This is a genomic window from Nucisporomicrobium flavum, assembly GCF_016464385.1.
Lineage (GTDB): Bacteria > Actinomycetota > Actinomycetes > Mycobacteriales > Micromonosporaceae > Actinoplanes > Actinoplanes flavus_A.
This window is the reverse complement of record NZ_JADMLH010000008.1, coordinates 265,675-290,218: the sequence shown is the minus strand read 5'-3', so window position 1 is coordinate 290,218 and position 24,544 is coordinate 265,675. Positions and strand designations below refer to the sequence as shown.

Below are 24,544 nucleotides of genomic sequence, written 5' to 3'. Positions count from 1 at the left end.
CGAAGCGGAACGACCGCAAGCCGGACGGCCGCGAGGCTGAACAGCCGCGAAGCGGACGCCGGCGAGCCGGACGGGAGGTGTGCCGAGTCGCACACCTCCCCGCCCCTGATCCGCGCTGCTGATCGGGCACGATGGGCGGCATGAGCGCGCGCGTACGGGCCCCCGAGTTCCGGGGCCGTGGCTGGCTGAACACCGGCGGGAAGGACCTCCGGCTCGCCGACGTCCGAGGCCGGATCGTCCTGCTCGACTTCTGGACGTTCTGCTGCATCAACTGCCTGCACGTCCTGGACGAGCTGCGCCCCCTCGAGGAGAAGTACGGCGACGCGCTCGTCGTCATCGGCGTGCACTCCCCCAAGTTCGAGCACGAGCGTGACCCCGAGGCGCTGGCCGCCGCCGTCGAGCGGTACGGCGTGCACCACCCCGTCCTCGACGACGCCGACATGGTCATGTGGCAGCAGTACGCCGCCAAGGCCTGGCCGACCCTGAGCGTGATCGACCCCGAGGGGTACGTCGTCGCGTCGATGGCCGGAGAGGGTCACGCCGAGGGCCTGTCCCGCCTTCTCGACGAGCTCATCGCCACCCACGGGGCGAAGGGCACTCTCCAGCGCGGCGACGGGCCGTATGTGGCGCCCGCCCCGGAGCGGACGCTGCTGCGGTTCCCCGGCAAGGCGATCGAGCTGCCGGACGGCAACCTGCTGGTGTCCGACTCGGCACGGCATTCGCTGGCCGAGTTGTCCCCGGACGGCGAGCGGCTGGTCCGGCGGATCGGCACCGGTGAGCGGGGGCGCGCGGACGGTCCCGCCGACCGGGCGAGCTTCTCCGAGCCGCAGGGCCTCTGCCTGCTGCCGGACGGGCGGACCGTGGTGGTCGCCGACACCGTGAACCACCTGCTGCGCGGCCTGGACCTGGAGACCGGCGAGGTGTCCACGCTCGCGGGCACCGGGCGGCCGTGGCGTTCGGCCGAGGACGACGGCGTCTCGCTGTCCTCGCCGTGGGACGTGGCCTGGTACGACGGCCGCGTCATCATCGCGATGGCCGGCATCCACCAGCTGTGGTGGTTCGACCCCGAGCACGGCACCACGGGCGTGTACGCGGGCACGACCGTGGAGTCGCTGCGGGACGGCCCGATCCCGGATGTGTGGATGGCCCAGCCGTCGGGCCTGTCCGCGTACGGGACGAAGCTGTGGATTGCCGACAGCGAGACGTCCGCCCTGCGCTGGATCGAGGACGGCGAGTTGCACACCGCCGTCGGTCAGGGCCTCTTCGACTTCGGCCACGTCGACGGCGCCGCGAAGGAGGCGCTGTTGCAGCATCCGCTCGGCGTCGGTGCGCTCGCGGACGGTTCGGTGCTGGTCGCGGACACGTACAACGGCGCGGTCCGGCGCTTCGACCCGGCGACCGATGAGGTGTCCACGGTCGACTCCGGGCTGGCCGAGCCGAGTGACATCCTCGTCACCCGCGCCGGGGACGTGTTCGTGGTGGAGTCGGGCGCGCATCGCCTGGTGCGGCTCGCGCCCGGCGCGGTGAAGACGGTCGAGGGCGAGCGGCATCGCACCGAGCGGCCCCCGTCGCGGCTCGCGCCCGGCGAGGTCACGCTGGACGTGGTGTTCACCCCGGCGCCGGGTCAGAAGCTCGACACCACGTACGGTCCGTCGACCCGCCTGGTGGTCTCCGCCGCTCCCCCGGAGCTGTTGCTGGAGGGCGAGGGCACCGGCACCGACCTGTCCCGGCGGCTGGTGCTGAACCCGGCCGTACCGAAGGGAATCCTGCAGGTCGTGGCGCAGGCCGCGACGTGTGACGCCGACGTCGAGCACGCCGCCTGCCATCTCACCCGCCAGGATTGGGGCGTGCCGATCGTGATCGACGAGGGCGGCCCGAGCCGGCTGCCGCTGATTCTTCGGGGATTGGACATCTGAGGGACCAGGATCACTACTCAGGAGTAACCTACGGTGTCGTAACCTGAGAGGCGTGACGACCTCGACCCCGTTCCGGATGAAGCCTGCCGATGTCGGCAAGCCGCGGTTCCGCGGCCGGTTGCACCAGTACGCGTTCTTTGTCGCCCTCGCTTGCGGCATCGTGCTGTGCTCGATCGCCGCGACGCGTCCGGGCTGGGCCCCCTTCGTCAGTTGCCTGGTGTACAGCTTCACCGTCTGCGGCCTCTTCGGCATCAGCGCGCTGTACCACCGGCGGGTCTGGAGCGAACGCGGCTACCAGATCATGCGCCGGATGGACCACTCGATGATCTTCATCTTCATCGCGGGGACGTACACGCCGTTCTGTGTGCTGCTGCTCGACGGCCGCAAGAGCACCGTGATGCTGAGCCTGATCTGGGTGGGTGCGCTGGGCGGCGTCGCCCTCAAGAGCATCTGGCCGCACCTGCCCCGCTGGGTGGGTGCGCCGCTGTATCTGGCGCTGGGCTGGGGCGCCGTCGCGATCCTCCCGGATGTGCTGCACAGCGGCGGGGTCGCCACCCTGGTGCTACTCGCGGCGGGTGGGGTCATCTACAGCGTGGGCGCGGTCTTCTACGCGCTGCGCCGGCCGAACCCGTGGCCGGAGGTCTTCGGCCACCACGAGTTCTTCCACGCCTGCACGCTGGTCGCGGCTCTCTGTCACCACATCGCGATCTACTTCGCGCTCTATGCGTGAGCTGCAGGTCGGGTCGCTGCACGCGTACGACACCGGGGGCGACGGGCTGCCGGTGCTCTGGCACCACGGCACCCCGAACATCGGGACCCCGCCCGGGCCGCTGCGCCGGTCCGGCATCCGGTGGATCTCGTACGACCGTCCCGGGTACGGCGGATCAGCGCCGCAACCGGGTCGCGGCGTGGGGGACGCGGCCGGCTGGGCGACCCGGGTGGCCGACGCCCTGGGCATCGACCGGTTCGCCGTGGCAGGTCACTCCGGCGGTGGCTCACACGCTCTGGCCTGCGCTGCCCGGCTCACCGACCGCGTGCTTGCCGTCCTGAGCATCTCAGCGCCGGCGCCCTTCGACGCCGAGGGGCTCGACTGGTTCGCCGGCATGGGCCCGACCGGCGAGGCGACGCTCCGCGCGGCCGCAGCGGGGCGGACGTACACCGGCGAGGGTGTGGACTTCATCGCGGCCGACTGGGCGATGTTCGACGGTCCGTGGTCGTGGTTCTCGGAGGTCGTCGAGCCGGCCGTCGCGGGTGGCCGGGAGGGGCAGGACACCGACGACCGGGCGTACGTGTCTTCCTGGGGTGGTGACCCGGCGGCAATCGCCGCACCGACGCTGATCCTGCACGGCGGCCGGGATCTCGTCGTGCCGAGCTCGCATGGCGAGTGGCTCGCCGCGCGCATCCAGGGCGCGGAGCTACGCCTGAGCCCGGAGGACGGGCACATCTCGATCCTGAATCACGCCGACGCGGCGATGGACTGGCTGGTCGCGCGGGCGTCGTAGGCCTCGCGGGCGTCGATGACGTCGCCGATGTGCGTCTCCGCCCACTCCTTGAGGGCGTTGACCAGCCCCAGCAGGCTCTGCCCGAGTGTCGTGAGCGTGTAGTCCACCCGCGGCGGGACGACCGGGTGGACCGTACGCGTGACCAGCCCGTCGCGCTCGAGCCCGCGCAGGGTCTGGGTCAGCATCTTCGGGCTGACGCCGGGTATGCGCTTGGCGAGTTCGGTGTAGCGCAGCGAGCCGTCCTTGAGCGCGCCGACGATCAGCACGCTCCAGGCGTCGCCGATCCGGTCGAGCACCTGCCGGCTCGCGCAGTCCCTGGCGTAGACATCGGGGGCGTAGGCATCGGGTTCCACCTGCACACTATCCCTGAGGTGAGTACTGCACTTCAAGGTGCTCACTCTCCGTCGGGAAGTGCCGGTCCACCTGCGTCGTTGTGCCGTTGGGGCGGTCGACCGGCCGCCGTAGGACCACTCAGGGAGTTGTCATGACCATCGTCGTCACCGGGGCCACCGGACACCTCGGCCGGCTCGCCGTCGAGTCGCTGCTCAGCCGGGGCGTACCCGCCGACCAGATCGTGGCGATCGGCCGCAGCGTCGAGAAGATCCAGGACCTCGCGGACCGCGGTGTGGTCGTGAAGCGCGCCTCGTACGACGAGCCAGAGACGCTGCGCGCGGCCTTCGCGGGCGCCGACAAGCTGCTGTTCGTCTCCGCCAGCGAGCCCGGCAAGCGCATCCCGCAGCACCAGAACGTGATCGCCGCGGCCAAGGACGCCGGAATCGGCAAGATCGCGTACACGAGCATCGCGCACGCCGACACCTCGGACCTGATGCTGGCGTCCGAGCACATCGCCACCGAGCGCGCGCTGACCGAGTCCGGCATCCCCACGGTCTTCCTGCGCAACAGCTGGTACCTCGAGAACTACGACCTCAAGGGCGCCCTCGAACACGGCCTCTACGGCGCAGCCGGCGAGGGGAAGCTCAGCATCGCGACCCGGGCGGACTACGCGGAGGCTGCCGCGGCCGCCATCGCCGCGGACGGCATCGACCAGCAGGTGTACGAGCTGGGCGGCGAAGGCGTGACGCTGAGCGAGCTCGCCGCCGAGGTGGCCCGCCAGTCCGGCCGCGACGTCACGTACACGAACCTGACCCCGGAGAAGTACACGGAGTTCCTGGTCGGGCTGGGCGTACCCGAGGGGTTCGCCGCCGTCCTGGCCGACTCGGACCGGGGAGCCGCGGAGGGCGCCCTCCACACCGGCACCGAGGACATCGAGAAGCTCCTCGGCCGCCCGGTCACCCCGCTGGCCGACTCGGTCCGCGACGCGCTGGCCTGAGAAATGACGACGGCGCCGCCCCCTTCACCGGGAGCGGCGCCGTCGGTCTGCTTACGCGCCGTACCCGGGCGGCGGGGGCGGCGGGGCCTGGCGCCGGGTCGTCTCGCGGTACTCCTGGACCACCTGGCCGTCATCGCGGACCACCGGGCGCTGGTCGACCACCGTGGTACGGCGACGGCTGTTCCAGAACCAGAGCGTGATGATCAGACCGACCAGGCCGGCCAGCATCAGCACGTAGCCCACCACGTTGATGTCGAGACCGCTGATGTCGGCGTTGACGGCGAACGCGAGGATCGCCCCCAACGCGAGAAGGAAGATGCTTCCGCCGATGCCCATCGAGGACCTCCCTGGCTCGTGGCTGCCGCACCGAGCCGCGGCAATACGTCGATGAGGGTGTCTACCCAGCCGCGGGAGAACTCAATCAGGCATGCTCATCGGTATGACCGCGCGAAAGCTCGTCCTGCTCCGCCACGCCAAAGCCGAGACCCCCGGTGAGCTTCCCGACTTCGAGCGTCAGCTGACCGACCGCGGACGCGCCGACGCGGGGGCCGCCGGCGCCTGGCTGGCCGCCCAGAACCTGAGCCCCGACCTGGTGCTCTGCTCGTCGGCCACGCGTACCAGGCAGACCTGGCACGGCGTGGCGGTGGCGCTGTCCCAGGCCGCCCCGGAGGCGCCCGCGCCCGAGGTGCGCTACGAGGACTCCCTCTACCACGGTGGCCGTACGGAGGCCGTCGACCTGCTGCGGGCCGTACCCGAATCCGTCGCGACCGTGCTGGTGATCGGGCACAACCCGACCATCTCCGACGTCTCGCTGCTGCTGCGCCCGGACGGGGGCGCCCCGGCGACCGAGGGTCTCAAGACGGCGGGCATCGCCGTCCACGAGGTCGACGACTGGTCGTCGGCGGAGCCGGGCTCGATGCCGCTGATCGCGGAGCACACCGCTCGCGGCTAGCGAGAAAGAACCGGCGGACGCCCTTGTCCGCCGGTTCTTGGTCTTCTCACCAGAGGTCAGAAAGCCTCTTCGGGCAGGTCCATCAGGTCGAGCGTGGTGTTCTCGATGATCCGCCGGTCGGCGCCGATGCGGGGCAGCACCTCGCGGGCGAAGAACCGGGCCGCGGCGATCTTGCCCTCGTAGAACGCCTTGTCGGCGGCGCTCAGCTCGGTGCCCAGCTGCTTGAGCGCGACCTCGGCGCCGCGCAGCAGCAGCCACGAGACGACGACGTCGCCGAGCGCCAGCAGCACCCGCCGCGAGGTCAGGCCGACCTTGTACAGCTCCCGGGTGTCGCCGCCCTGGACCGCCTGCAGCCAGCCCATCTGCACGCCGAGGATGGCCTGCAGCTCGGTCAGCGCCTTGCCCAGCGCCAGCCGCTCCTCCTTGAGCCGGCCGTTGCCCGCCTCGGTCTCGACGAAGGCCTGCATCTCCGAGGCCACGGTCGCCAGCCCGACGCCCTGGTCCTTCACGATCTTCCGGAAGATCAGGTCGAGGCTCTGGATCGCGGTGGTGCCCTCGTACAGGGTGTCGATCTTGGCGTCCCGGACGTACTGCTCGAGCGGGTAGTCCTGCAGGAAGCCGGAGCCGCCGAAGGTCTGCAGCGACTCGTGGCCGAGCAGCTCGTACGCCCGCTCCGAGCCGACGCCCTTGACCAGCGGGAGCAGCAGGTCGTTGACCCGCGCCGCCGTCTTCGCGCCCTCGGTGTCACCTGCCGCCTCCGCGATGGCGACCTTGTCCTGCCAGGTGCCGGTGTAGATCACCAGGGACCGCAGACCCTCCGCGTACGCCTTCTGCAGCATCAGCGAGCGGCGTACGTCCGGGTGGTGGGTGATGGTGACGCGCGGGGCCGCCTTGTTCGTGTTCTGCACCAGGTCGGCGCCCTGGACGCGGTTCTTGGCGTACTCCAGCGCGTTGAGGTAGCCCGTCGACAGGGTGGCGATCGCCTTCGTGCCGACCATCATGCGGGCGTACTCGATGATCATGAACATCTGGCGGATGCCCTGGTGGACCTCGCCGAGCAGCCAGCCCTTGGCCGGGGTGCCGTGCTCACCGAAGGTCAGCTCGCAGGTGTTGGAGACCTTCAGGCCCATCTTGTGCTCGACGTTCGTGGCGTAGACGCCGTTGCGCTCGCCCAGCTCGCCGCTCTCCGGGTCGAAGTGGTACTTCGGCACGATGAACAGCGACAGGCCCTTGGTGCCCGGGCCGCCGACGCCCTCGACGCCCACGGGGCGAGCGAGCACGTAGTGGATGATGTTGTCGCTGAGGTCGTGCTCACCCGAGGTGATGAAGCGCTTGACGCCCTCGATGTGCCAGGAGCCGTCCTCCTGCGCGATGGCCCGGGTGCGGCCGGCGCCGACGTCGGAGCCCGCGTCGGGCTCGGTGAGCACCATCGTCGAGCCCCACTGCTTGTCGACGAAGAGCCGGGCCCACTTCTTCTGCTCCGGCGTGCCCTCGACCTGCACGACGTGTGCGAAGGAGGGGCCGGACGAATACATCCACACCGGGGCGTTCGCGCCCAGGATCTGCTCCGCGATGGCCCACCAGAGCGCCCGCGGGGCGAGCGTGCCGCCGAGAGCCTCGGGCAGGTCGAGGCGCCAGAACTCGGAGGCCATGAAGGCCGCGTACGACTTCTTGAAGGACTCGGGCAGCGGCGCGGTGTGCGTCGCCGGGTCGAACCGTGGCGGGTTACGGTCCGAGTCGGTGTAGCTGGCCGCGAGGTCCTCCCGGGCGAGCCGGTTCACCTCGGCGAGCACGTCGCGCGCCGTGTCGGCGTCGATGCCGTCGAACGGCGCCTGGCCGAAGGCGCGATCCGCCCCGAAGACCTCGAAGAGGTTGAACTCGAGGTCGCGCAGGTTGCTCTTGTAGTGAGTCATGTGGTCTGGCCCCGATCTCCGGACGCGAGTTACCCGTCAGTAACCAACACTGTATTACCCATCGGTAGCGACCGACAAGTCACCTGCGATCAACGGTTGCGCGCCCCCTGGGGGGCTAAACCCCTCCGATCGGGTGGGAAAAGAGACAGCCGTTCGGACATTTGCAAGCCGCCGCGCCGCGGGCACGTATCGACGTGTGCGCCGCCTCGTTGCTTCGGGTGTACGCGCAGGACGTACGCAGACCCGGGGAGGTCTTTCATGTTCGCGACGATCAAGAGTCTGATTCCTGAGCCTCGCCAGGCGGACCAGCCGCGCCACTACGTGGGGCGGCACCGGCAGCCGGAGACCGTCGCCGCCCGTGCCGCCGTACCGATGATCCCGGCACCCGCATCGGCCCCTGAGGCCGGCACAGCCGAGCCATCAGCGGTTCCGGACGCACCGGCGGCGACCGGGCCGGAGCCGGCCGGGCCGGGCTCGAAGGCCTAGCTGCCGGCGGCGCCGACCTCCCAGCTCGGCATGGGTACGACCGGCCCGCCGTCGGATCCGGCGTACTCCAGCAGCACCAGGGCGATGTCGTCCTCGAGCCGGCCGTGCACCCAGTCGACCAGGGCCGTCTCCAGCGAGGCCAGGCCGTCGCCGACCGTGCCGTGCCCGAGCAGCCGCCACGCGCGGTCGGTGGTCGGGAAGAACTCGCCGTCGCGGCGGGCCTCGCCCAGCCCGTCGGTGAAGAGCAGCAGCCGGTCACCCGGCTCGAGCCGCTCCACGCGGGGCCGGGCGACCGGCATGAAGCCCAGCGGGGGCGCCGGCGCCGGCGGGTCCAGGGCGATCACCTGACCGCGGCGCAGCAGCAGCGGCGCCGGGTGTCCACAGTTGACGATCGTCAGCGTGCCGCCGCGCTCCTCCACGAGGGCGGCGGTCACGAAGTCCTCGTCACCTACGCTGCGGGCCACCGCCCGGTCCAGGTCGGCGACGATCGCGCGCAGGTCGGAACGCTCGTACGCGACGTGCCGGTACGAGCCGAGGACGATGCTGGCCAGGCGTACGGCGTCGAGGCCCTTGCCGCGCACGTCGCCGATGATGATGCGGACCCCGTACGGTGTGTCCAGGGCCTCGTAGAGGTCTCCACCGATGTCCGCGGCGGCCGACGCGGAGATGTAGCGGCCGGCGACCGCGAGCGAACCGACCTGCGGGCCCAGCGGGCGCAGCACCGCCTGCTGAGCCACCGCGGCGAGCCGCAGCAGCTCGGCGATCCGGTGCGCCTGGCGCTGGCGGATCGTGGCCACGGCGGCGGCGATGCCGGTGGCGAGCACGATGCCCAGGACGTTGATCATGTCGACCGGGCCGAACGTGCCGTCCGCGGTCGCGAAGGCGGTGCCGGCCGCGGCTGCGAGGGCACCGACGGCGAGCACGGTCGGCCAGTAGGCGAAGACCGCGGCGAGGAACGGCACGGCCGCGAAGAGCCCCACGTAGTTCGCCTCGGTGCCGTCGGAGAGCTCCAGACCGGCGACGGCCGCGAGCAGCACAAGGGCCGCGCCGAGACCGGCGCGGGAACCAGGACTGAGCGGGCCGCGGCCCGACGGCGACTTAGGCATGAGTACGCCGAACAGCATGCCTGATGGAGGCCTGTGGCTGCATCAACTTGGCCCCTAATCCGATCGCGTTCTGCCCACTCGGTGGCGGAGGGCCGGAACGCCGGTGACACGATGTCGACGTGCCGTCAGATCTGCGTGACCTGCTGCGGAGCGAGTTCCGCTGGACCGAGCCGGAGCCGGGCAGCGGGCTGCTCGTCAGCGACCGCTCGGGATGGTGGCGCGACTCACGGATTCTCGACGGCCTCGGGCCCTCCCTGGCGGCGCTCTTCCCGGACGCCGCCCCCACGGTCGTCGTCTCGCCGGAGGTCACCGGGTTCCTCGTCGGGCCGCTGGTGGCCAGGGCCTCGGGGGCGGGGTTCGTGGAGGCGTACCGGATGGGCGCCCGCCGTCCGATCGCCGAGCCGATGACCTGGGCCGACGTCCCGGCCGACCACCGCGGTGACGCGCAGCGCCTGGGCGTACGCACCCGCTTGATCGGTGCGGCCGACCGGGTCCTCGTGGTGGACGACTGGGCGGTGACCGGCGCCCAGGCCCGCGGCCTGTACGCCCTCATCGCTTCACTCGGCGCGACCGTGATCGGCACGGCGGTGATCGTGAACGAGTGCGCACCCGCGGTCGCGGCCGAACTCGACATCAGGGGCCTGCTCACCGGGACGGATCTGAGCTGAGTACCCGGGCCCACCTAGGTAGCGCTACTCAGGAGGTCGCCGCGGAGCCTCACAAGGATGGTCCGCATGACCAGATTCCTCTTCGGCAACTGGGCGACGCGGATCTATCTGTTCGCCGTCGCGACCAGCGCGGTGATCCTGCTCGGCGGCAACCTCGCCACCGGCGACCACGAGCCGTCCGCCGCGGCCGCCTACCTGATCGGGCTCACCGCGCCGGTCTCGGTGATCTTCGCCCCGGTCTTCCTCCTGGGCGACGGCTGGCTCGCGATCGCCATGCTGTGGCTGAGCGTCGCGGCCGGCGTCCTGCTGAACACCCTGCTCATCAACATGATCGTCGGACAGGCGGGACGGCTGCGCCCGCACCGCATCCGATGAGGACAGACAGCGTCACACCCCTGCCCTAGAGTCTGTGCCACCAGATCGGCACTCTTGGATACGGGGACAAGCATGACCAAGCATGTACGCCGCTCAGCCCTGCTCGCGTTCGCGTCGGTCGCGGCCGTCGCGGGCACCCTCCTGGCCCCCGGCGCCGCCCAGGCCCAGCCCGTGAGCTCCGGCTCCTTCACCCTCTCCGGCGACCCCGGGGACTACATCTCCCAGGGCCGCGACTGGAGCTACAGCACCGAGGCCGGCGACCGGCTCTCGGTCAACGGCTCCGACGACGGCCGCGTCGTCAGCATCAGCATCGACGGCGCCAACGGCGACTGGTGGTACGCCGACTTCTCGGCGCCCGCCGGCGAGAAGCTCGAGCCGGGCACCTACACCGGCGCCACCCGCTACCCGTTCAACGACGAGGGACCCGGCCTCGACATCTCGGGCGAGGGCCGCGGCTGCAACCAGCTGACCGGCACCTTCACCGTCACGGAGGCCGCGTTCGGCCCGGAGGGCTACGTCGAGGACTTCGACGCGACGTACGAGCAGCACTGCGAGGGCGGCACACCGGCGGCCCGCGGCCGCGTGCAGGTGCACAACCAGGCCGCCCCGGAACAGCTCGCCGTCTCGCTGAACACTTCCACCGAGGGCACGTTCGACCGGCTGAACGGCAACGCCACCCTGCACGGCACGGTGACCTGCACGGCCGACGTCCCCGTCCACGTCAACGGCGACATCACGCAGGTCAAGCGCAAGACCATCATCCGGGGTACGTTCGCCGCCACGGTCGACTGCGTCGCGGGCGCGGAGGTGCCCTGGTCCGCCACGGCCGAGCCGAGCGGCACCACCCCGTTCCAGCTGGGCCGCGCCGAGGTGAACAGCACGGCGAGCGCCACCGACCCGGTGTACGGCAACTCCGTCACCGACAAGGAGACCGTGACGGTCGTCCTGACACGCGCCTGAGCGATGCCGGCGGCCCCGGCGGGCACTCCGCCGCCGGGGCCGTCAGGCCTTGCTCATCGCTGCCGGGCCGTCAAGCCTTGCCTTTCCAGGTGGACAGCACGCCGCGGGTGGGCTTCCATCCGGTGGCCTTGTACTCGGCGAGGCCACGCTGCACATACGGGTCCTGCGCGATCAGCTCCTGCGCCTCCTGCTCGGAGTCCACATCGAACAGGATCACGCCGCCCACCGGGGGCTCCTGCCGCCCGGCGGAGACCACCAGCCCCCGCTCCTCCAGGCCGGCGATGAACGCCAGGTGATCCTCACGGGCCTTGTCCACCTCGTCGAGCGGCGCGAGGTAGGTCGAGATCATCAGGTACACGTGGTGTTCCTCTCAGGCGGGAAACTCGCGGCAATCGTACGATCCGAGGAATGAATGAGATCGGACGCTTCGGACTGTGGATCAGCGGACGCCACTGGCCGGCCGACCCGGCGGCCATCGCGGAGGCGGCGGCGGAGATCGAAGCCCTCGGGTACGGCTCCGTCTGGATCGGCGGCAGCCCGGCGGATGACCTGGCGCTCCCCGAAGCTGTCCTGGCAGCGACCACCCGGCTCGTCGTCGGCACCAGCATCGTCGACATCTGGCGCAGCGACCCGAAGACCCTGTCGGCCGCCACCGCCCGCCTGCGCTCGGCCTTCCCGGGCCGCTTCTACCTCGGCCTCGGCATGGGTCACGCGCCGGCGGTGGAGGCAACCGGCCGGCAATACGTACGCCCGCTGAGCAAGCTCCGCGCGTTCCTCGCCGACCTGGTCGACGTGCCGGCCGAGGAGCGCCTCCTGGCGGCGCTGGGCCCGAAGGCGCTGGAACTGGCGTCGACATCCGCTGCCGGCGCCCTGCCGTACCTCGTGCCGGCGGCCCACACCGCCGACGCCCGCCGCATCCTCGGCCCGGACAAGCTCCTCATCCCGGAGCAGAAGATCTTCCTCGGCAGCGACCCGGCCACCGCCCGCACGGTCGGCCGCCGCGGCACCGCCATCTACCTCAACCTGCCGAACTACACCAACAATCTGCGCCGCTACGGCCTCACCGACGACGACTTCGCCGGCGAGGGCAGCGACCGCTGGGTGAACACGCTGGTCGCCTGGGGCGACGACGAGATGGTGCGGGCGCGTGTGGAGGAGCACTTCACGGCCGGAGCCGACCACGTGGCGTTGCAGGTGCTGTCGGCCAACCCGGCGCCTCAGCTGCCGATGCCGGAAATCCGTGCTGCCGCTCGAATCTTCCTCTCCTGAGCCGGAACCTCGTCAGCTCGGCTTACGCCAGCCGCCGCTCGTTGGCCGGCGGGCCTTCGTCGACCGGCCTTGATCAACCGCCTTAGCCTGGCCTGCCTTCGTCAGCTGCCTTGGCCCCGCCTGCCCTCGTCGGCCGCCTGGTCCGGGCCGCCTTCGTCGGCCGGCGTTGGTCAGCTGGTGGGCCAGGTGCGGAAGTTGTGCGAGCTGCGGCTGGGCGTCGGGCCGCGCTGACCCTGGTAGCGCGAGCCGTAGACCGCCGAACCGTACGGGTGCTCAGCCGGGCTGGACAGCCGGAAGATGCACAGCTGGCCGATTTTCATGCCGGGCCACAGCTTGATCGGCAGGTTGGCCACGTTGGACAGCTCCAACGTCACGTGCCCCGAGAACCCGGGGTCGATGAAGCCTGCGGTCGAGTGGGTCAGCAGGCCCAGCCGGCCCAGGCTGCTCTTGCCCTCCAGGCGACCGGCCAACTGGTCGCCCAGCGTGATCACCTCGAGCGTCGAGGCCAGCACGAACTCGCCCGGGTGCAGCACGAACGCCTCGCCGTCGGTCACCTCGACCTGGGCGGTGAGATCGTCCTGCTGCTCGGCCGGGTCGATGTGGGTGTACAGGTGGTTGTTGAACACCCGGAAGAACCGGTCCAGCCGCACGTCGATGCTGGACGGCTGCATCAGCTCCGGCTCGAACGGCTCGAGCGCGAGGTTGGCCGACTTGATCTCGGAGACCAGGTCACGGTCGGAGAGCAGCATCGGGACACCATACCGATCAGGACATCCCAGCTCACCACCTGGCCTCCCTACCCCTCGGCCGCGCTGCGTGGTTGCCGCGGAACCCACCGTGACCAGGCGTTCCACCCGTCACCCGATCCGTGCTTTCTGGCGCGTCGAGTGGCCCTCTCGTACATATGTTCGATATGATGTTGCCATGGCTTCCTGGTCCGAATTCACCGCCGCCGAGCCCGACCTGGCCGCGGCCGTCCGCGCACTGCTCCAGCAGTACGGCCCTGGCATGGGCTACCTCGCCACCGTGCGCGCCGACGGCGGCCCGCGCGTGCATCCGGTCTCGCCGGTGATCACCGACAAGGGCCTCTACTGCTTCGTGGTCGACTCGGCCAAGCGCCGCGACCTCGAACGCGACGGGCGCTACGCCCTCCACTCCTACCCACCCGAGGAAAGCGACGACGAGGCGTACGTGACAGGCCGCGCCCACCTTGTCACCGATCAGGCGGTCGTCGCCGAGCTCGCGGACGCCCTGCGCGCCTCCCCCCGAGTCGACTGGCGCCTCTTCGAGTTCAGCATCGAAACCGCCATGCTCCGCCGCCACGGCCCCGCGGGCGCCCTGCCGCTGGCCATGAGCCTCCGCTACCCACCTATCACCCTCACGTGGCGCGACCCGGCACTTGGCTTATCCACCGCCAGCTCCGCAGCGCCCCTCCGCGAGTCGACAGCCACGGTCACCCTCACCACCCCGACCCGCGACCGCCCCACACCCCACCCGCCCCTGCCGCCGGTTGCCGACCTCAACCCCCGCAGCGCCCCCCTCGGCATCCGCCTCCAAGACCTAGCCACGGCCACCACCAGTTCGTAGGCGCCGGCCGGACACCGCCACCTGCGTACGCGGGGCGCTGCCAGGCCTGGAGGGAGCTGGGCCGCGCCACGTCCGCCGGCGCCTACTTCACAGAAACACCCCGCCGCCCCGCACACGAGCGACCCACCCCGGCCGCCCGAAGTGCGGGGCGGCCCCGCCACAACGCCCGTCGATCGGGTACAGTGGTGCCGCTCGCGGGTGTAGTTCAATGGCAGAACATCAGCTTCCCAAGCTGACAGTGCGGGTTCGATTCCCGTCACCCGCTCCAACGCAAAGGCCCAGGCCAGGGACATGATCCCCGGTCCTGGGCCTTCGTCGTTCTGGGCCACGGACGGCGCTCGGGCCATCCACGGGCCATTAGCTCATTCGCCGTCCGGCCCGGCCTTGCCCTTCTTGCGCTTGCCGCCGGCCTTCTTCTTGGCCTTGCCGCTGCCCTTCTTGTCCTTCTTCCGCTCGGCCGTCATCACCTCGTCGACGGCCGCTGCGATGGCGCGGTCAGCCTCGGCCGTCGCGTGCTGGTAGATCAGCGCCGCCTGCGACGAGTCGTGTCCCATCCGAGCCATCAGCTCCCGCGTACTGGCCCCCGTCCGCGCGGCCACCGTGTTGCCGGTGTGCCGGAGGTCGTGGAAGTGCAGACCCTTGACGCCGATCTTCTCGACGGCAGCCGACCACCGCACCAGCGGGTTGAAGTTGCCCCGCCGGATCGGGGCGCCCAACGGCCCAGTGAAGATCAGCGCGTCCGGGTCGTCGTCCACGAACGCGGCCAGGTGCTCACGCAGCACGGGCAGGACACTCGCCGGCAGCGTGACCGTCCGCAGCCCCGCCCGGGACTTCGGCGGCCCGGCGACGAGGCCAACGCCGCGGATCTCGGTGAACGCCTGCCGCACCCGCACCGCCCCGGTCTTGAGGTCCACGTCCCTGCGCCGCAACGCCGATACCTCGCCCCAGCGCAGGCAGGCGAACGTGGCGACCAAGATCAGGGCGCGGTACCGCTCGTCCATCGCCTCTGCGAGCCGGAACACCTGGGCCACGGTAAGTACCGGCCGCTCGGCTGGGCGCTCCTGATCGGCACCAGGAATCCGGCAGGGATTGCGCCGCAGCAGCTCGTCCTGGTCGACCGCTGTCATGACCACCGCCCGCAACAGCCGGTACGCCTTGGCGGCCATGGTTGCCGAGACACCGTCGCGCAGCAGGTCCGAGCGCCACTGCCGGACCATCGGCGGATCGAGGCGGCCAAGCTCGACCTCACCGAGGTACGGCGTGATGTGCTTGCCGAGAGTCCATCGGTAGAGGGCGACTGTGCGGGGACGAAGTGCCGGCCGTTCGGTGATCCACCGGTCTGCGTAGTCACCGACCCTCACCTTGGCCCGCTCCGGGTCGGTCCACTCGCCGCGCGCCATTTGCGTCTCGATCATGGCGAGGTATCGGTCCGCGTCCGTCTTGCGCACGAACGTATTCGGCGCGGTCCGTTCCCGGCCATCGGGCCCGAAGTAGCGCACTTGGTACCGGCCCGACGCCCGCTTACGCACACTGCCGAAGCGCCGCCGGCCCGCCATCAGGCTGCCCTCCCGAGGTCACGCCACACCTCGGACGCGGAGAGAGTGTCCACGCGGCCAGCCTCGACGTGGGCGGCCAGGTCGCTCGCCTTGATTCGTACGCAGCGGCCCAGCTTGTGGAAAGGGATGCGCCGCTCGGCCACCAGGCGGCGGACGTACCGCTCGCTCATCTGGATACGCGTCGCCGCTTGCTCGATCGTCAGAACCTCATCCACTGTGTCGCGCTCCCCCGTTCGTGGTGGTCTGGGTGCCGATTGCCGAAAGGTTGGGTGAGTCGCCGGCCGCCGCCCGGTCCTTGGCTGCCAGCAGTTGAGAGCGCCACCGGGCGCGCTCGGATATGGAGCGCAGGAGCCGATGCGCCAGCGGCGGCACATCCCGGTCCGTCGGGTGGGCCATCTCCCAGGCATGCCGCAGCGGTGCCGGGCCAGCAGCGTCCGGGTCAGCATCGGTCCCAGCGAGATCGGTCGTGACGCCGAGCAGCGCCCGCACCCACTCTCGGGCGTCCGCCTTGTGGTCCGAGAGTGTCTTTCCGGACCAGTCGCGGGAGATGAGGATGCGCCGGCCGCCGATGCCGAGGGTTGACCGCTGGTGCACCTTGCCCTTGCACCGGCCGGGCCGCAGCTTGCCGGTGGCCTGCTTCGGCTGCACGCCGTAGAGCAGCCAGTTGGCGCACCGGTCGGTGCAGGGCGTGATCTGCAGTTGCTGCCACAGCCGTTCGAGGTGCGCCCGCTGCCGCCCCGTCCCGCTCGGGTGGCAGTCCGCCGCGTGCTTGGTGATGTACTTCGTGATGTAGCGCAGCGTGCGCTCGGCATCCTCAGTGCCCGGCATGACACCGCGCGCATCGACCTGGTTGCCGAAGCGGACTACGTGTACCGGTTCGGTGTCCGGTTCCTCGTCGATCGCGTCGAGCGCTTCATCCCAGGTCGCCAGCGGTACGCGGGTGTCAGGGTCGACCCAAGACTTGGCCTGCTCGTTCCAGACCGGCGGCCGGTCGACGCTGTACCGCTGCACGTCGACGGACGGCCACCACACCTGGTGATAGGTCGCTGCCGCCACCGTGCGCAGCACGTCACGCGAGATCGTGCCGCGAATGGCGAAGTGCGCGTGCGGAGCCAGCCGTCGTTGCGGCTCGACACAGCCGGCGTACTGGACGTTCCACCCCTCGCAACGGCGCAGGTTTTGCCAGAACCGGTCCAGCAGCCGGGGGAAGTGCACGGCGTCCCAGGCAGCGCGCCGGTAGTCGTACCGGCCCGGGTTGAGCGGCGTGCCGTCCTCACGGACCGGGCCGTACGAGCCGAGGGTGAGGGTCAACCACATCGACGGTTGGTAGGTGCTGCCGTCGGGAGCGGTGTAGACCTTGCCGACCGTGCGCGGCTCGACCTTTCTCCGGGGCAGTTCGACAGCGTCCTGCCGTCGGCGGGTAGAGCGCTTGCGGCGCGGCCCGGTCTCCGGTTCCTCATCGTCCGGCCCGTGGTGCGGCGGTGCGACTCGGCCGCGCAGGCCCTCGGTGGTGATCGCTTCTTCCAGCTCGCGGATGGCCTCGTCCAGGTCCGCGACCTCGCCCCAGCTCGCATCGCGGGCCGCCTTGTCCCGTTCGAATTCCAGGTGAGCCCGCATGACGATCATCGACCGCTGATCGTCAGCGGCCGGTTCCGGGCCGGGCAGCGGTTCGTCGGCCCGGTGCCAGCCTTCGCGGATCTGCGCCTGCCGCAGCCGGCGGTTACGCCGTGCGCAGGGCAGGCACTTGTCTTCACGGGTCGCCCCGCACGGCAGGTCGATGACCTCGGTCTGCCCGGTGTCCAGGTCGGTACGGCGCATGGAGATCGGCCGGAGGCACACGCCGTAGTCGGTGGCGAGGTCCTTCAGCACGTCGGCTGATCGAGGCAGCATCATGCGAGCCGCCCGCGACCCGGGCCGCGGTGGCTTGGTGGGCTTTGTGTCGTGTGCCGCCGGTTCGGCCGGCGCGAGTCCAGGCAGAGTCGGGGCGTTCACAGGCGGTCTCCGGTGTCGATCCGGGCGAGCTGGAGGGTGCGCAGCGGCGGCCGTTCCGGCACGGCCGGCCGTTCGGCAGGAGCCGGGTCGAACACGACCGGTTCTCGTTCCGGCTCTTCGACGGATACGGCTAGGTCCTCCTCCGCTGCGGTCGGTTCGGGACTGGCGGAGGCGCTGGAGAGCACCACCTTGACCAGGGCGAGGAAGGCCAGCGACGGTACGGCCGCAACGATCCAGCCCCACGCCGAAGCCTCGGCCTCAGCGACCTGTGCGGCCAGCGACAACAGTGCGAACGCGACGAGCAACGCCGCCATGAACCCGACGGGTCGCCCCGCTCGCCGTCGGGCGCGAATCTCCAGGCCCAGGTAGATCGTCATCAGCTCCACCGCGACGGCGTTCGCCCAGCCGATCCAGTGCGGCTGGCCGTGCGCCACGGTCAGGTCGTGCACGTGGGTGAACGCGGCGGCACCGGCCATGCCGCCGATAGCGAGGAGGATCAGCAGTCGGGCGGCCGACTCCAGCCGGAGCCGGGGCGCTTGCGTCTGTTCGGGCATCGTGGTCACCTCCCGCTCGGGCGAAGGTTGGTGCGGATGTAGTCGGGCGGATCTCCGAGTGAGGCGACCGCCTCGGAGAGGCAGCGCCAGAGGGTCCACGCCTCGGCGTCAGTGAGGTGCATGCGCCGACGGCCGGCGCCCACCGCGAGGTAGACCGGGAACGGGTCATCTCGTTCGGTGTCCACCCGGACGGACACGGCGGTTTGTTCTCCGCCCGTGCCGGGCGCGCGGAGTCGGTAGAAGCGGCGTGCAGGCTGTTCGGTGGTCACACGTCCTCCTCGGCGTCCGGCCGGGCCTTCAGGGCGTCGAGCAGCGACTTGGGCAGCAGCGGCCGGGCCGCAGCGGGGCGCGGCGACGGTCGGCGGGCCGGCTCCGGGGCGGTTTCACGGCCGACCTGGGCGAGGATGTCGGCCGCGTCCGCAGGTGCCGGGTGCTCGGCCGCCATCGCTCGGACCTGGTTGTCGTTCAGGTAGGAGAAGCGGACCCTCAACGGGTCCGGGGTGCCGTCGAGGAGCACGTAGCCAACACCCCTCGCCCATCGGGGCATCTGATCGGCCAGCGCGCCGCGGTCCCGCGCGCCGTCACCAAGCACCAGGTCCACCTCGGACTCTTCGGTGAGCCCGAGGGCGATCCGGGTCGGGAACAGGTTGCGGAAAGGCAGCACCTCCTTGCGCGGATCCTGGAGTGCGGCGACGACCAGGACGCCGACGCCCGCGCCTTGTGACAGCAGCAGACCCAGCGAGTTGGCGATCCGCTTCTTCAGGTCGCTGTCCTGGAGGTACGCGGTCAGCGCCGCCAACTCGTCGATCATGATCACCACGAGCGGGTCATCGGTGGTGGGAACGTGCACCCTGACCACGCCCGCCAGGCGGGCTTGCCGTTCTTGAAGCACGGTGACCGCTTCGTCCAGCAGGTCCGCCATAGCCTCGAACGACTTGCTCGCGAACCTGGCGAACATCGGCCGGCCTATCGCGAACTCCATACCGCCCTTTGGGTCGAGCACCCAGAGCCGCACCAGCCCGGACGAGATGCCGCCGGCCAGCGAGCGAACCAGAGACCACTGCACCGAGCCCTTGCCGCGCCGAGTTGCTCCGCCGATCAAGACGTGCGTCGCGAGTAGGTGTAGCGACCAGGTGCGCAGATCCTCCCGGCGGGCGAGCGGTAGAGCGGTGAAGTCCGGAACCGCCGGTACGGGGAACGGGTCGACGACCTTCCGCAGCGCGTCCGTCCGTACGAGGACCAGATAGACCACCGTTGGCCGGTCCCGGTATCGCACTCGGTCGAGCGCGCGCAGGAACCAAGCCGCCCGACCGGTCCGTGCCGGTGGGTCGTCTGGGTGCTCGGCGTAGACCCGCGCATGCCGCCGGCCGAAGGCGTACGCCAGGTTTTCTGTTGCCTTCTGAAAGTCCGTCGGCCTTTGCCCACGCACCATGCGGATGGTCAGTACGTCCAGTGCCTCGTCGCAGCGCACCCGCAGCAGCTTGGGCAGCACAGGCTTGTGGTCGTAGGTCTTCGCCAGGCCGCACAGCGTCATCGCCTCACGCCACGCCCAGCGGTAGATCGTCAGGCGCCGCACTCGGCCTAGCAGCGGCCCGCCGAACCAACCCCACCAAGAGCGCGGGTGACGCCACCACCAGAGCGCCGCACCGCCTGCCACGACGACGCCTGACATGACCAGGCCCACCCAGCCGTAGCGGTCGAGCAGTACGGCCACCGTGAGGACAACGCCGCAGGTACCGGGGTTGCGAAGGCACCACCAGCCGGCCCGGGCCAGCCAGCGGATCAGCATGCCGATTGCGACCACCCACAGGGGCAGCTCGAACCGCTTCGGCCGAACCATGACGAGGTCACCGGCCGTGGTCGTCACGACCTCGCCACGAGGCCGCCTCATCGGGCACCGCCGGTGTACCGCGGGGTGTTCGGAGAGTCGTGGTATCGGAGGGTGATCGCGGCTCTGGGCCGCCTACCCTGGGCCATGTCGAACCTTCCTCCTGGTGAGTGAGGGAAGACGGAGGGCGGGGCTGCGATCCGCCAAGATGTGTCAGCCCCGCCCGCTCCACGTCCGGTCACGCGGCCACCGAAGCGGTCGCGTCGGAGTCGTCCACTGCATCCGGTGCGACCAAGGCACCGGCCCGGATCGACCAGGCCAAGCGAGCCCGGCACTTGTGCGGGCGCCGCTCCCCCTTGCAGCCCATGCCATCCGTGTACGGCGTGACCGTGACGTCGGTGAACGCCACCGGAGTGACCGTGATGCCGCCCGGCAGCTTCACGCCCGCTGGCGGAACCGGCTGCTGGGGCGCCGCGATCTTGACTTTGACCTCGGTGGTGCGGCCGAACTTGCCCGCCTCCGGGTCCTGGTCCATGACCTTGACCACCCAGATCCGGACGCCGTTCTCGTCCCGCGCCTGGTTGTCGTCCTCACGGATGCGGTCGAAGTCGACCAGCTTGTCGACGCTGAGGAACAGCGCCCCGCTGGGGAAGACGTACGAGAACGGAACGGGGATCTTGATCGAGTTGGGAACCACTGCGCCTCCATCAGACATCAAGTCGACAACTTGACTTGTTATGTGGTTGCCCAGTTTAACTCGCGAAGATCGATCGTCAAGGAATTTGATGAGCAACTTTCAGCCGAGCGGGAACGTCGCCTCGATCTCCTGGCGGTTCGCCGGGATCACCGCGTCGACCGCAAGCTGCGGCCGACCGTCCCGGTCGTACACCGTGACCAGCATCGTCAGAACCGAGTCGCGCTCATCGATCTTGAGAAGCTCGGTCTCCTCGGCACTCGGCAGCCGGGCCGAGATCCGCTCTGTGACGTGGTCGAAGGTCACGCCCTTGCGGTCGGCCAGGTGCTTGAGCACGCCGTCCGGAAGCAGCTCGGACTTGCCGATGGCCGTTCCAGCCGACAGCTCCACCGGCACGTAGAGAGAGCTCAACTCGACCGGCCCGATCTCAGCCTCCACAAGGCGACGACGGGCGATCACAGGGGTGTCAGCGTCCAACTCCAGAGCTGATGCGGCCCGGTTGGTCGCCATGATCGCGCCGACGCGGAGCAGTGTCACGTTGGCGGTTTCGCCCTGACCGAGAAGCTGCGCCGACCGGTCCGCCGGCCGATGGGCGGCCGCAGTTGGCCTGCCTTTGACGAAGCGGCCCTTGCCCTGCTGTGACTCGATCCAGCCGTCCTGTTGGAGGATGCCCAGTGCCCGCACGATCGTCGGGCGGGAGGCGTTGAACTCGGCCATGAGCTGGGTTTCGCTCGGAATGGCCTCGCCCGGTCGATAGGTGCCGTCCTCGATGCGCTGCTGGACAGCGTTGACCAGGACTGCGTACTTCGGCGGTGGGACGTTGATAGCCACCTGGGACCCTCCGCGTACGCTCGACAGGACGTCAACTTGACTTGTTGACACCATAGAGCACTAGTCGCGCGTAAGGGAACCTGAGCGACTGACGCCCTTCCGACGAAGGCCGGTCAGCGAAGTCGGCTGGGCAGCCAGTGGGCAGACTCCACCTGCTCTGCTTGCCAGGCGTGCAGTGCGGCCTTGATCCGGTGATTCTCCGCGTACACCTCAGCGAGTTCTTCATACAGCGATGCCATGTCGTCGGCGACCTGGTCGACGAAGCGCTGCGCCTCCTCCGGCTTCACCCCACGCCCCAGCCGGAATACCGACCGCAACCGGGTCGCACGCACGGCGTCAGGAGTCAGGCGCCCGCGGCTGCGCGCCGGGTAAGTCGCGCCCGCAGCATGCCGGCCGGTCACAGTCGCTCACTCGCGGGCAGGAGATCAGGCAGGTTGCGGGAGGTCAGAAAGCCACGCACAGCCAGGTAGCGGCCGATACACGGGCTGAACTGCCCCGGCACGCACGTGACGCAGAACCCGTCGGCGGACGAACGATGATCTCGGTGCAGGCGATAGGCCATGGACCACATCAGGTAGTCCGCGCAGGCCGACGGCGGGCGGGCCGGCGGGTCGTTGGGATCGAAGGGCAGCGGGGCCAAGGTAATCGCTCCTCCACAACCGGCGTGGTCAAGACGAAGCGATGTCATCGAGGAGGCCGGCGCGGCACCCGGTGAACGGGACCTCGCCCGTCAGTCCGACTGCCGCGCTCGCGGGAGCGGTGGTGAGCAATCAGGGCATGCACGGCGTACCAGCTCGACCGCCTGTTCGCCGATGCGGACCCTGCGCCGCGAGGACGCCAACCGCCACCCGCGCCCTTCGCACGACCGGCACACCCCCGATGACATCGCCATACTCCGATCCTCGCGACCACAGCGCGGTCAACCCATCACACGGCGTGGTCCATTGGGGAATGACTTGTATCCGGGGGCCGGATAGCATCCACAGACGCCGCTATCTGCCACCTGGATAGGTCACCGCCGTACCGGCCGGAGGAGCCACACGTGAGCCCCCGCACCGCGACCGCCTCGTTCACGGTCCCCGAGCAGCTTTGGGAGGCCGAGCCGATGCTTGACGCTCTGGCAGCCCGCGATATCGCTCAGGTCTTCCGCCTAATCCAACGCGAGACCAAGGTCAGTCAGACCCACCTCGGCGTCGCTACCGGCCTCAGCCAGGCCCAGGTCAGCGAGATCATCGGCGGCACCCGTCGGGTCAGCAGCATCGACGTACTGACCCGGATTTGCGTCGGCTTGTGCATGCCGACCGATGCCCGCACCACCCTTCTTCTAGGCGAGGGCGGGCACGCCATCGGTGCCGCGGCTCCCACGGCGCCGTCACGAACGCGCGAAGAGATCGACCAAGCTCTGACCGAGCAGTTCGCTGACGTCGAGGCGGTCTACCCGAGCCGGTCGGAGTTCACCTCGAAGATGCCGCCGCACGCTCTCTTCGACTGCGCCACCGACATCCGAGCCGCCGGCCTTTCCCTCAACCTCATCTGTCAGCAGTACGCCGACACCGAGCTTGCCCAGCTGGTCCAGAACGGCGCTCGACTGCGACTGCTCTTTCTGGACCCGGCAGGCAACGCGATCCGGCAGCGGGAAGATGAAGAGGGCCACACGGCCGGCCACCTCGGCGCGCTCACGACTCTCAACCTGCAAGGCGTTCTCCGTGTCCGCGATCGGCTGCCGGCAGCGATCCGCGACCGGATCGAGGTTGCGACCTACGACCAGACCATCCGGGTCAACATCACGCTCATCAATGACGCGCTGTGCATCGCCCAGCCGTACCTACCCCACGCGCGAGGGGTCGAGTCCCCCACAATGGTGATCAAGAAGCGGTGGGCCGACAGGGGCCTCTACTCCGTCTTCGAGCGCACCTTCGACGAACTCTGGGACGGTGGACAGCCCCGATGACCGACTACGCCGATCTGCTACCCATCGCCCACCAGGCCGTCGACCTGTCTCGCGACATGATGCGAACCATGCAGCCGGGCACGCTCACCGCCAAGGGCGACCGGGACATGGCCTCCGAGGTTGACTACGCCATCGAAGAGCGAGTACGCGCCTTCCTCGCCGAGAAGACGCCTGACATCGGGTTCCTGGGCGAGGAGAATGGCACCAGCGGTGGCACCGACAAACTGATGTGGGCGCTCGACCCCGTGGACGGGACGGTCAACTTCGTCCACGGCTCCCCGCTCTGTGCGATCTCGCTGGGTGTCATCACCGAGAACCGGTCCGTCCTCGGCGTCATCGACCTGCCCTTCTTAGGCGGCCGGTACTCAGCAGTCGAAGGCCGCGGAGCGGAACTTGACGGCCAGCGCATCCACGTCAGCAGCGTGACTGACATATCTGAAGCCGTCGTAGCGATTGGCGACTACGCCGTTGGTGAGCGAGCTGAGGAGAAGAACAGGCAACGGTTTGCCATGACTGAGCGGCTCGCCGCGAAGGTACAGCGAATCCGCATGCACGGCTCGGCAGCCATCGACCTTGCTTGGCTTGCGGCAGGAAAGGTTGATGTCATTGCCATGCTCGCCAACAAGCCGTGGGACACGGCAGCCGGCGTCGTCATCGCTCGGGAGGCTGGCGCCGAGGTGGTCGACAGCTATGGACGTCCGCATAGCTTGACCGCACGGTCATCGATCGCGGCGAATTCTCAGCTCATACCGCATATCCTCGGACTAGTGACGGAGAACCGCCTCGACGGCCAGTCAGGCGATGGTTAAGGCGCGATACGCGTCATGCTCGTCCTACCCGGTTCAAACCTCTGTCGTTCTTCAAGGCGGCCCAAATGGACCACTCGCGCCGTCGACCGGGGCGTCGCATCTTTCACCCGTCGGCTGACATGAACTACGGACAGCGACGGCACGCGGCGATGAGCAGCGAAACCGTCGGAGTGCTAGCGGCAGCCCACCATCCCGGTCGGGACGATGCGGACGAGCCGTCCTCGTCCGACCGTAGCGCTCGCCGGGCTGGGTGTGGTGGGGCTAG

At 69.9% G+C, this 24,544-nt stretch carries 28 protein-coding genes and 1 tRNA gene; 13 read left to right on the top strand and 16 right to left on the bottom strand.

All coding sequences use genetic code 11. The features are described 5' to 3' along the window. Positions 1 to 140 precede the first annotated feature (140 nt). Genes IT780_RS21215 through IT780_RS21205 form a run of 3 tightly spaced genes read left to right on the top strand, consistent with a single transcriptional unit; the run spans position 141 to position 3,418 of the window. Positions 141 to 1,916, top strand: coding sequence for a thioredoxin-like domain-containing protein (locus IT780_RS21215; RefSeq protein ID WP_199513344.1), 1,776 nt, complete (start codon positions 141 to 143; stop codon positions 1,914 to 1,916). Between the two features lie 52 nt (positions 1,917 to 1,968). Beyond that, positions 1,969 to 2,646 (top strand): PAQR family membrane homeostasis protein TrhA, encoded by a 678-nt coding sequence (gene trhA, locus IT780_RS21210; RefSeq protein WP_199513343.1) that lies wholly within the window; start codon positions 1,969 to 1,971, stop codon positions 2,644 to 2,646. After that, entirely contained in the window at positions 2,639 to 3,418 is a 780-nt protein-coding gene (locus tag IT780_RS21205; protein WP_199513342.1) for an alpha/beta fold hydrolase, read from the top strand. The genes trhA and IT780_RS21205 overlap by 8 nt, the downstream gene beginning before the upstream one ends. Here IT780_RS21205 and IT780_RS21200 read toward each other — a convergent pair. Then, the gene (locus tag IT780_RS21200; protein ID WP_199513341.1) at positions 3,373 to 3,771 is read right to left on the bottom strand and encodes a winged helix-turn-helix transcriptional regulator; all 399 of its coding nucleotides are present in this window, start codon (positions 3,769 to 3,771) and stop codon (positions 3,373 to 3,375) included. The genes IT780_RS21205 and IT780_RS21200 overlap by 46 nt on opposite strands. A 131-nt stretch (positions 3,772 to 3,902) precedes the next feature. On the opposite strand from IT780_RS21200, the gene IT780_RS21195 reads away from it, so the two are divergent. Next, complete coding sequence (locus IT780_RS21195; protein WP_199513340.1) at positions 3,903 to 4,748, top strand: SDR family oxidoreductase; 846 nt, start codon at positions 3,903 to 3,905, stop codon at positions 4,746 to 4,748. A gap of 51 nt (positions 4,749 to 4,799) precedes the next feature. Here IT780_RS21195 and IT780_RS21190 read toward each other — a convergent pair whose 3' ends face one another. Further along, complete coding sequence (locus IT780_RS21190; RefSeq protein WP_199513339.1) at positions 4,800 to 5,084, bottom strand: DUF6458 family protein; 285 nt, start codon at positions 5,082 to 5,084, stop codon at positions 4,800 to 4,802. 103 nt (positions 5,085 to 5,187) lie between these two features. Here IT780_RS21190 and IT780_RS21185 point away from each other — a divergent pair, with 103 nt between their 5' ends. Continuing rightward, a complete protein-coding gene (locus IT780_RS21185) occupies positions 5,188 to 5,700 on the top strand; it encodes a SixA phosphatase family protein (protein WP_199513338.1) in 513 nt (170 codons plus the stop codon). A 56-nt stretch (positions 5,701 to 5,756) separates the two neighbouring features. On the opposite strand, the gene IT780_RS21180 is transcribed toward IT780_RS21185, so the two are convergent. Continuing rightward, entirely contained in the window at positions 5,757 to 7,613 is a 1,857-nt protein-coding gene (locus IT780_RS21180; RefSeq protein WP_199513337.1) for an acyl-CoA dehydrogenase, read from the bottom strand. A gap of 482 nt (positions 7,614 to 8,095) precedes the next feature. After that, positions 8,096 to 9,223 (bottom strand): PP2C family protein-serine/threonine phosphatase, encoded by a 1,128-nt coding sequence (locus tag IT780_RS21175; protein ID WP_199513336.1) that lies wholly within the window; start codon positions 9,221 to 9,223, stop codon positions 8,096 to 8,098. A 101-nt stretch (positions 9,224 to 9,324) separates the two neighbouring features. On the opposite strand from IT780_RS21175, the gene IT780_RS21170 reads away from it, so the two are divergent. The 3 genes from IT780_RS21170 (at position 9,325) to IT780_RS21160 (ending at position 11,208) form a co-directional block, all read left to right on the top strand. Further along, positions 9,325 to 9,873: a phosphoribosyltransferase gene (locus IT780_RS21170; RefSeq protein WP_199513335.1), complete on the top strand. Its 549-nt coding sequence runs from the start codon at positions 9,325 to 9,327 to the stop codon at positions 9,871 to 9,873. A gap of 66 nt (positions 9,874 to 9,939) precedes the next feature. Continuing rightward, positions 9,940 to 10,248, top strand: a complete 309-nt coding sequence (locus IT780_RS21165) for an SCO4225 family membrane protein (RefSeq protein ID WP_199513334.1) — start codon at positions 9,940 to 9,942, stop codon at positions 10,246 to 10,248. A gap of 72 nt (positions 10,249 to 10,320) precedes the next feature. Beyond that, the gene (locus IT780_RS21160; protein WP_199513333.1) at positions 10,321 to 11,208 is read left to right on the top strand and encodes an SH3 domain-containing protein; all 888 of its coding nucleotides are present in this window, start codon (positions 10,321 to 10,323) and stop codon (positions 11,206 to 11,208) included. A 70-nt stretch (positions 11,209 to 11,278) separates the two neighbouring features. Here IT780_RS21160 and IT780_RS21155 read toward each other — a convergent pair whose 3' ends face one another. Then, entirely contained in the window at positions 11,279 to 11,557 is a 279-nt protein-coding gene (locus IT780_RS21155) for a YciI family protein (protein ID WP_199513440.1), read from the bottom strand. A 59-nt stretch (positions 11,558 to 11,616) separates the two neighbouring features. Between IT780_RS21155 and IT780_RS21150 the strand changes: the two genes are divergently transcribed. Then, positions 11,617 to 12,477: a TIGR03620 family F420-dependent LLM class oxidoreductase gene (locus IT780_RS21150; RefSeq protein WP_199513332.1), complete on the top strand. Its 861-nt coding sequence runs from the start codon at positions 11,617 to 11,619 to the stop codon at positions 12,475 to 12,477. A gap of 170 nt (positions 12,478 to 12,647) precedes the next feature. Here the strand turns inward: IT780_RS21150 and dcd are convergent, their stop codons facing one another. Beyond that, positions 12,648 to 13,226: a dCTP deaminase gene (gene dcd / locus IT780_RS21145; RefSeq protein ID WP_199513331.1), complete on the bottom strand. Its 579-nt coding sequence runs from the start codon at positions 13,224 to 13,226 to the stop codon at positions 12,648 to 12,650. A 175-nt stretch (positions 13,227 to 13,401) separates the two neighbouring features. On the opposite strand from dcd, the gene IT780_RS21140 reads away from it, so the two are divergent. Both IT780_RS21140 and IT780_RS21135 read left to right on the top strand, forming a co-directional pair. Beyond that, positions 13,402 to 14,064 carry a pyridoxamine 5'-phosphate oxidase family protein gene (locus IT780_RS21140; protein ID WP_199513330.1) on the top strand — a complete coding sequence of 221 codons (663 nt, stop codon included), beginning with the start codon at positions 13,402 to 13,404 and terminating at the stop codon, positions 14,062 to 14,064. A gap of 194 nt (positions 14,065 to 14,258) precedes the next feature. Then, positions 14,259 to 14,332: transfer RNA gene (locus IT780_RS21135), tRNA-Gly, on the top strand. Positions 14,333 to 14,426: 94 nt separating this feature from the next. Here the strand turns inward: IT780_RS21135 and IT780_RS21130 are convergent. The 10 genes from IT780_RS21130 to IT780_RS21085 all read right to left on the bottom strand — a co-directional run bounded on the left by IT780_RS21130 (position 14,427) and on the right by IT780_RS21085 (position 22,159). After that, positions 14,427 to 15,620 (bottom strand): site-specific integrase, encoded by a 1,194-nt coding sequence (locus IT780_RS21130; protein ID WP_199513329.1) that lies wholly within the window; start codon positions 15,618 to 15,620, stop codon positions 14,427 to 14,429. Next, complete coding sequence (locus tag IT780_RS21125) at positions 15,620 to 15,835, bottom strand: helix-turn-helix domain-containing protein (RefSeq protein ID WP_199513455.1); 216 nt, start codon at positions 15,833 to 15,835, stop codon at positions 15,620 to 15,622. Before IT780_RS21125 ends, IT780_RS21130 begins: the two co-directional genes overlap by 1 nt. Beyond that, positions 15,828 to 17,612 (bottom strand): replication initiator, encoded by a 1,785-nt coding sequence (locus IT780_RS21120; protein WP_372443748.1) that lies wholly within the window; start codon positions 17,610 to 17,612, stop codon positions 15,828 to 15,830. Before IT780_RS21120 ends, IT780_RS21125 begins: the two co-directional genes overlap by 8 nt. Continuing rightward, positions 17,609 to 18,166, bottom strand: coding sequence for a DUF2637 domain-containing protein (locus IT780_RS21115; protein WP_199513328.1), 558 nt, complete (start codon positions 18,164 to 18,166; stop codon positions 17,609 to 17,611). The genes IT780_RS21120 and IT780_RS21115 overlap by 4 nt, the downstream gene beginning before the upstream one ends. 5 nt (positions 18,167 to 18,171) lie before the next feature. Continuing rightward, positions 18,172 to 18,435: a hypothetical protein gene (locus IT780_RS21110; RefSeq protein ID WP_199513327.1), complete on the bottom strand. Its 264-nt coding sequence runs from the start codon at positions 18,433 to 18,435 to the stop codon at positions 18,172 to 18,174. After that, a complete protein-coding gene (locus tag IT780_RS21105) occupies positions 18,432 to 20,057 on the bottom strand; it encodes an FtsK/SpoIIIE domain-containing protein (protein WP_199513326.1) in 1,626 nt (541 codons plus the stop codon). The genes IT780_RS21110 and IT780_RS21105 overlap by 4 nt, the downstream gene beginning before the upstream one ends. A gap of 175 nt (positions 20,058 to 20,232) precedes the next feature. Next, positions 20,233 to 20,691: a hypothetical protein gene (locus IT780_RS21100; RefSeq protein WP_199513325.1), complete on the bottom strand. Its 459-nt coding sequence runs from the start codon at positions 20,689 to 20,691 to the stop codon at positions 20,233 to 20,235. A gap of 99 nt (positions 20,692 to 20,790) precedes the next feature. After that, positions 20,791 to 21,519: a GntR family transcriptional regulator gene (locus IT780_RS21095; RefSeq protein ID WP_199513324.1), complete on the bottom strand. Its 729-nt coding sequence runs from the start codon at positions 21,517 to 21,519 to the stop codon at positions 20,791 to 20,793. A gap of 113 nt (positions 21,520 to 21,632) precedes the next feature. Then, complete coding sequence (locus tag IT780_RS21090; protein WP_199513322.1) at positions 21,633 to 21,806, bottom strand: hypothetical protein; 174 nt, start codon at positions 21,804 to 21,806, stop codon at positions 21,633 to 21,635. 110 nt (positions 21,807 to 21,916) lie between these two features. After that, on the bottom strand, positions 21,917 to 22,159 hold the full coding sequence (locus tag IT780_RS21085) for a hypothetical protein (protein ID WP_199513321.1): 243 nt from the start codon (positions 22,157 to 22,159) through the stop codon (positions 21,917 to 21,919). A gap of 402 nt (positions 22,160 to 22,561) precedes the next feature. Between IT780_RS21085 and IT780_RS21080 the strand changes: the two genes are divergently transcribed. Both IT780_RS21080 and IT780_RS21075 read left to right on the top strand, forming a co-directional pair. Next, positions 22,562 to 23,470, top strand: coding sequence for a DUF5919 domain-containing protein (locus tag IT780_RS21080; protein WP_307831291.1), 909 nt, complete (start codon positions 22,562 to 22,564; stop codon positions 23,468 to 23,470). Further along, a complete protein-coding gene (locus IT780_RS21075; RefSeq protein ID WP_199513320.1) occupies positions 23,467 to 24,279 on the top strand; it encodes an inositol monophosphatase family protein in 813 nt (270 codons plus the stop codon). Before IT780_RS21080 ends, IT780_RS21075 begins: the two co-directional genes overlap by 4 nt. The last annotated feature ends 265 nt before the right edge of the window (positions 24,280 to 24,544 follow it).

What these genes read in the sequence shown, in the direction of transcription:
- IT780_RS21215 (WP_199513344.1), top strand. Translation starts at nt 141, where the DNA reads ATGAGCGCGCGCGTACGGGCCCCCGAGTTCCGGGGCCGTGGCTGGCTG.
- IT780_RS21205 (WP_199513342.1), top strand. Translation starts at nt 2,639, where the DNA reads ATGCGTGAGCTGCAGGTCGGGTCGCTGCACGCGTACGACACCGGGGGC.
- IT780_RS21195 (WP_199513340.1), top strand. Translation starts at nt 3,903, where the DNA reads ATGACCATCGTCGTCACCGGGGCCACCGGACACCTCGGCCGGCTCGCC.
- IT780_RS21190 (WP_199513339.1), bottom strand. Translation starts at nt 5,084, where the DNA reads ATGGGCATCGGCGGAAGCATCTTCCTTCTCGCGTTGGGGGCGATCCTC.
- IT780_RS21185 (WP_199513338.1), top strand. Translation starts at nt 5,188, where the DNA reads ATGACCGCGCGAAAGCTCGTCCTGCTCCGCCACGCCAAAGCCGAGACC.
- IT780_RS21180 (WP_199513337.1), bottom strand. Translation starts at nt 7,613, where the DNA reads ATGACTCACTACAAGAGCAACCTGCGCGACCTCGAGTTCAACCTCTTC.
- IT780_RS21175 (WP_199513336.1), bottom strand. Translation starts at nt 9,223, where the DNA reads ATGCTGTTCGGCGTACTCATGCCTAAGTCGCCGTCGGGCCGCGGCCCG.
- IT780_RS21165 (WP_199513334.1), top strand. Translation starts at nt 9,940, where the DNA reads ATGACCAGATTCCTCTTCGGCAACTGGGCGACGCGGATCTATCTGTTC.
- IT780_RS21160 (WP_199513333.1), top strand. Translation starts at nt 10,321, where the DNA reads ATGACCAAGCATGTACGCCGCTCAGCCCTGCTCGCGTTCGCGTCGGTC.
- IT780_RS21155 (WP_199513440.1), bottom strand. Translation starts at nt 11,557, where the DNA reads ATGATCTCGACCTACCTCGCGCCGCTCGACGAGGTGGACAAGGCCCGT.
- IT780_RS21150 (WP_199513332.1), top strand. Translation starts at nt 11,617, where the DNA reads ATGAATGAGATCGGACGCTTCGGACTGTGGATCAGCGGACGCCACTGG.
- dcd (WP_199513331.1), bottom strand. Translation starts at nt 13,226, where the DNA reads ATGCTGCTCTCCGACCGTGACCTGGTCTCCGAGATCAAGTCGGCCAAC.
- IT780_RS21140 (WP_199513330.1), top strand. Translation starts at nt 13,402, where the DNA reads ATGGCTTCCTGGTCCGAATTCACCGCCGCCGAGCCCGACCTGGCCGCG.
- IT780_RS21130 (WP_199513329.1), bottom strand. Translation starts at nt 15,620, where the DNA reads ATGGCGGGCCGGCGGCGCTTCGGCAGTGTGCGTAAGCGGGCGTCGGGC.
- IT780_RS21115 (WP_199513328.1), bottom strand. Translation starts at nt 18,166, where the DNA reads ATGCCCGAACAGACGCAAGCGCCCCGGCTCCGGCTGGAGTCGGCCGCC.
- IT780_RS21105 (WP_199513326.1), bottom strand. Translation starts at nt 20,057, where the DNA reads ATGAGGCGGCCTCGTGGCGAGGTCGTGACGACCACGGCCGGTGACCTC.
- IT780_RS21075 (WP_199513320.1), top strand. Translation starts at nt 23,467, where the DNA reads ATGACCGACTACGCCGATCTGCTACCCATCGCCCACCAGGCCGTCGAC.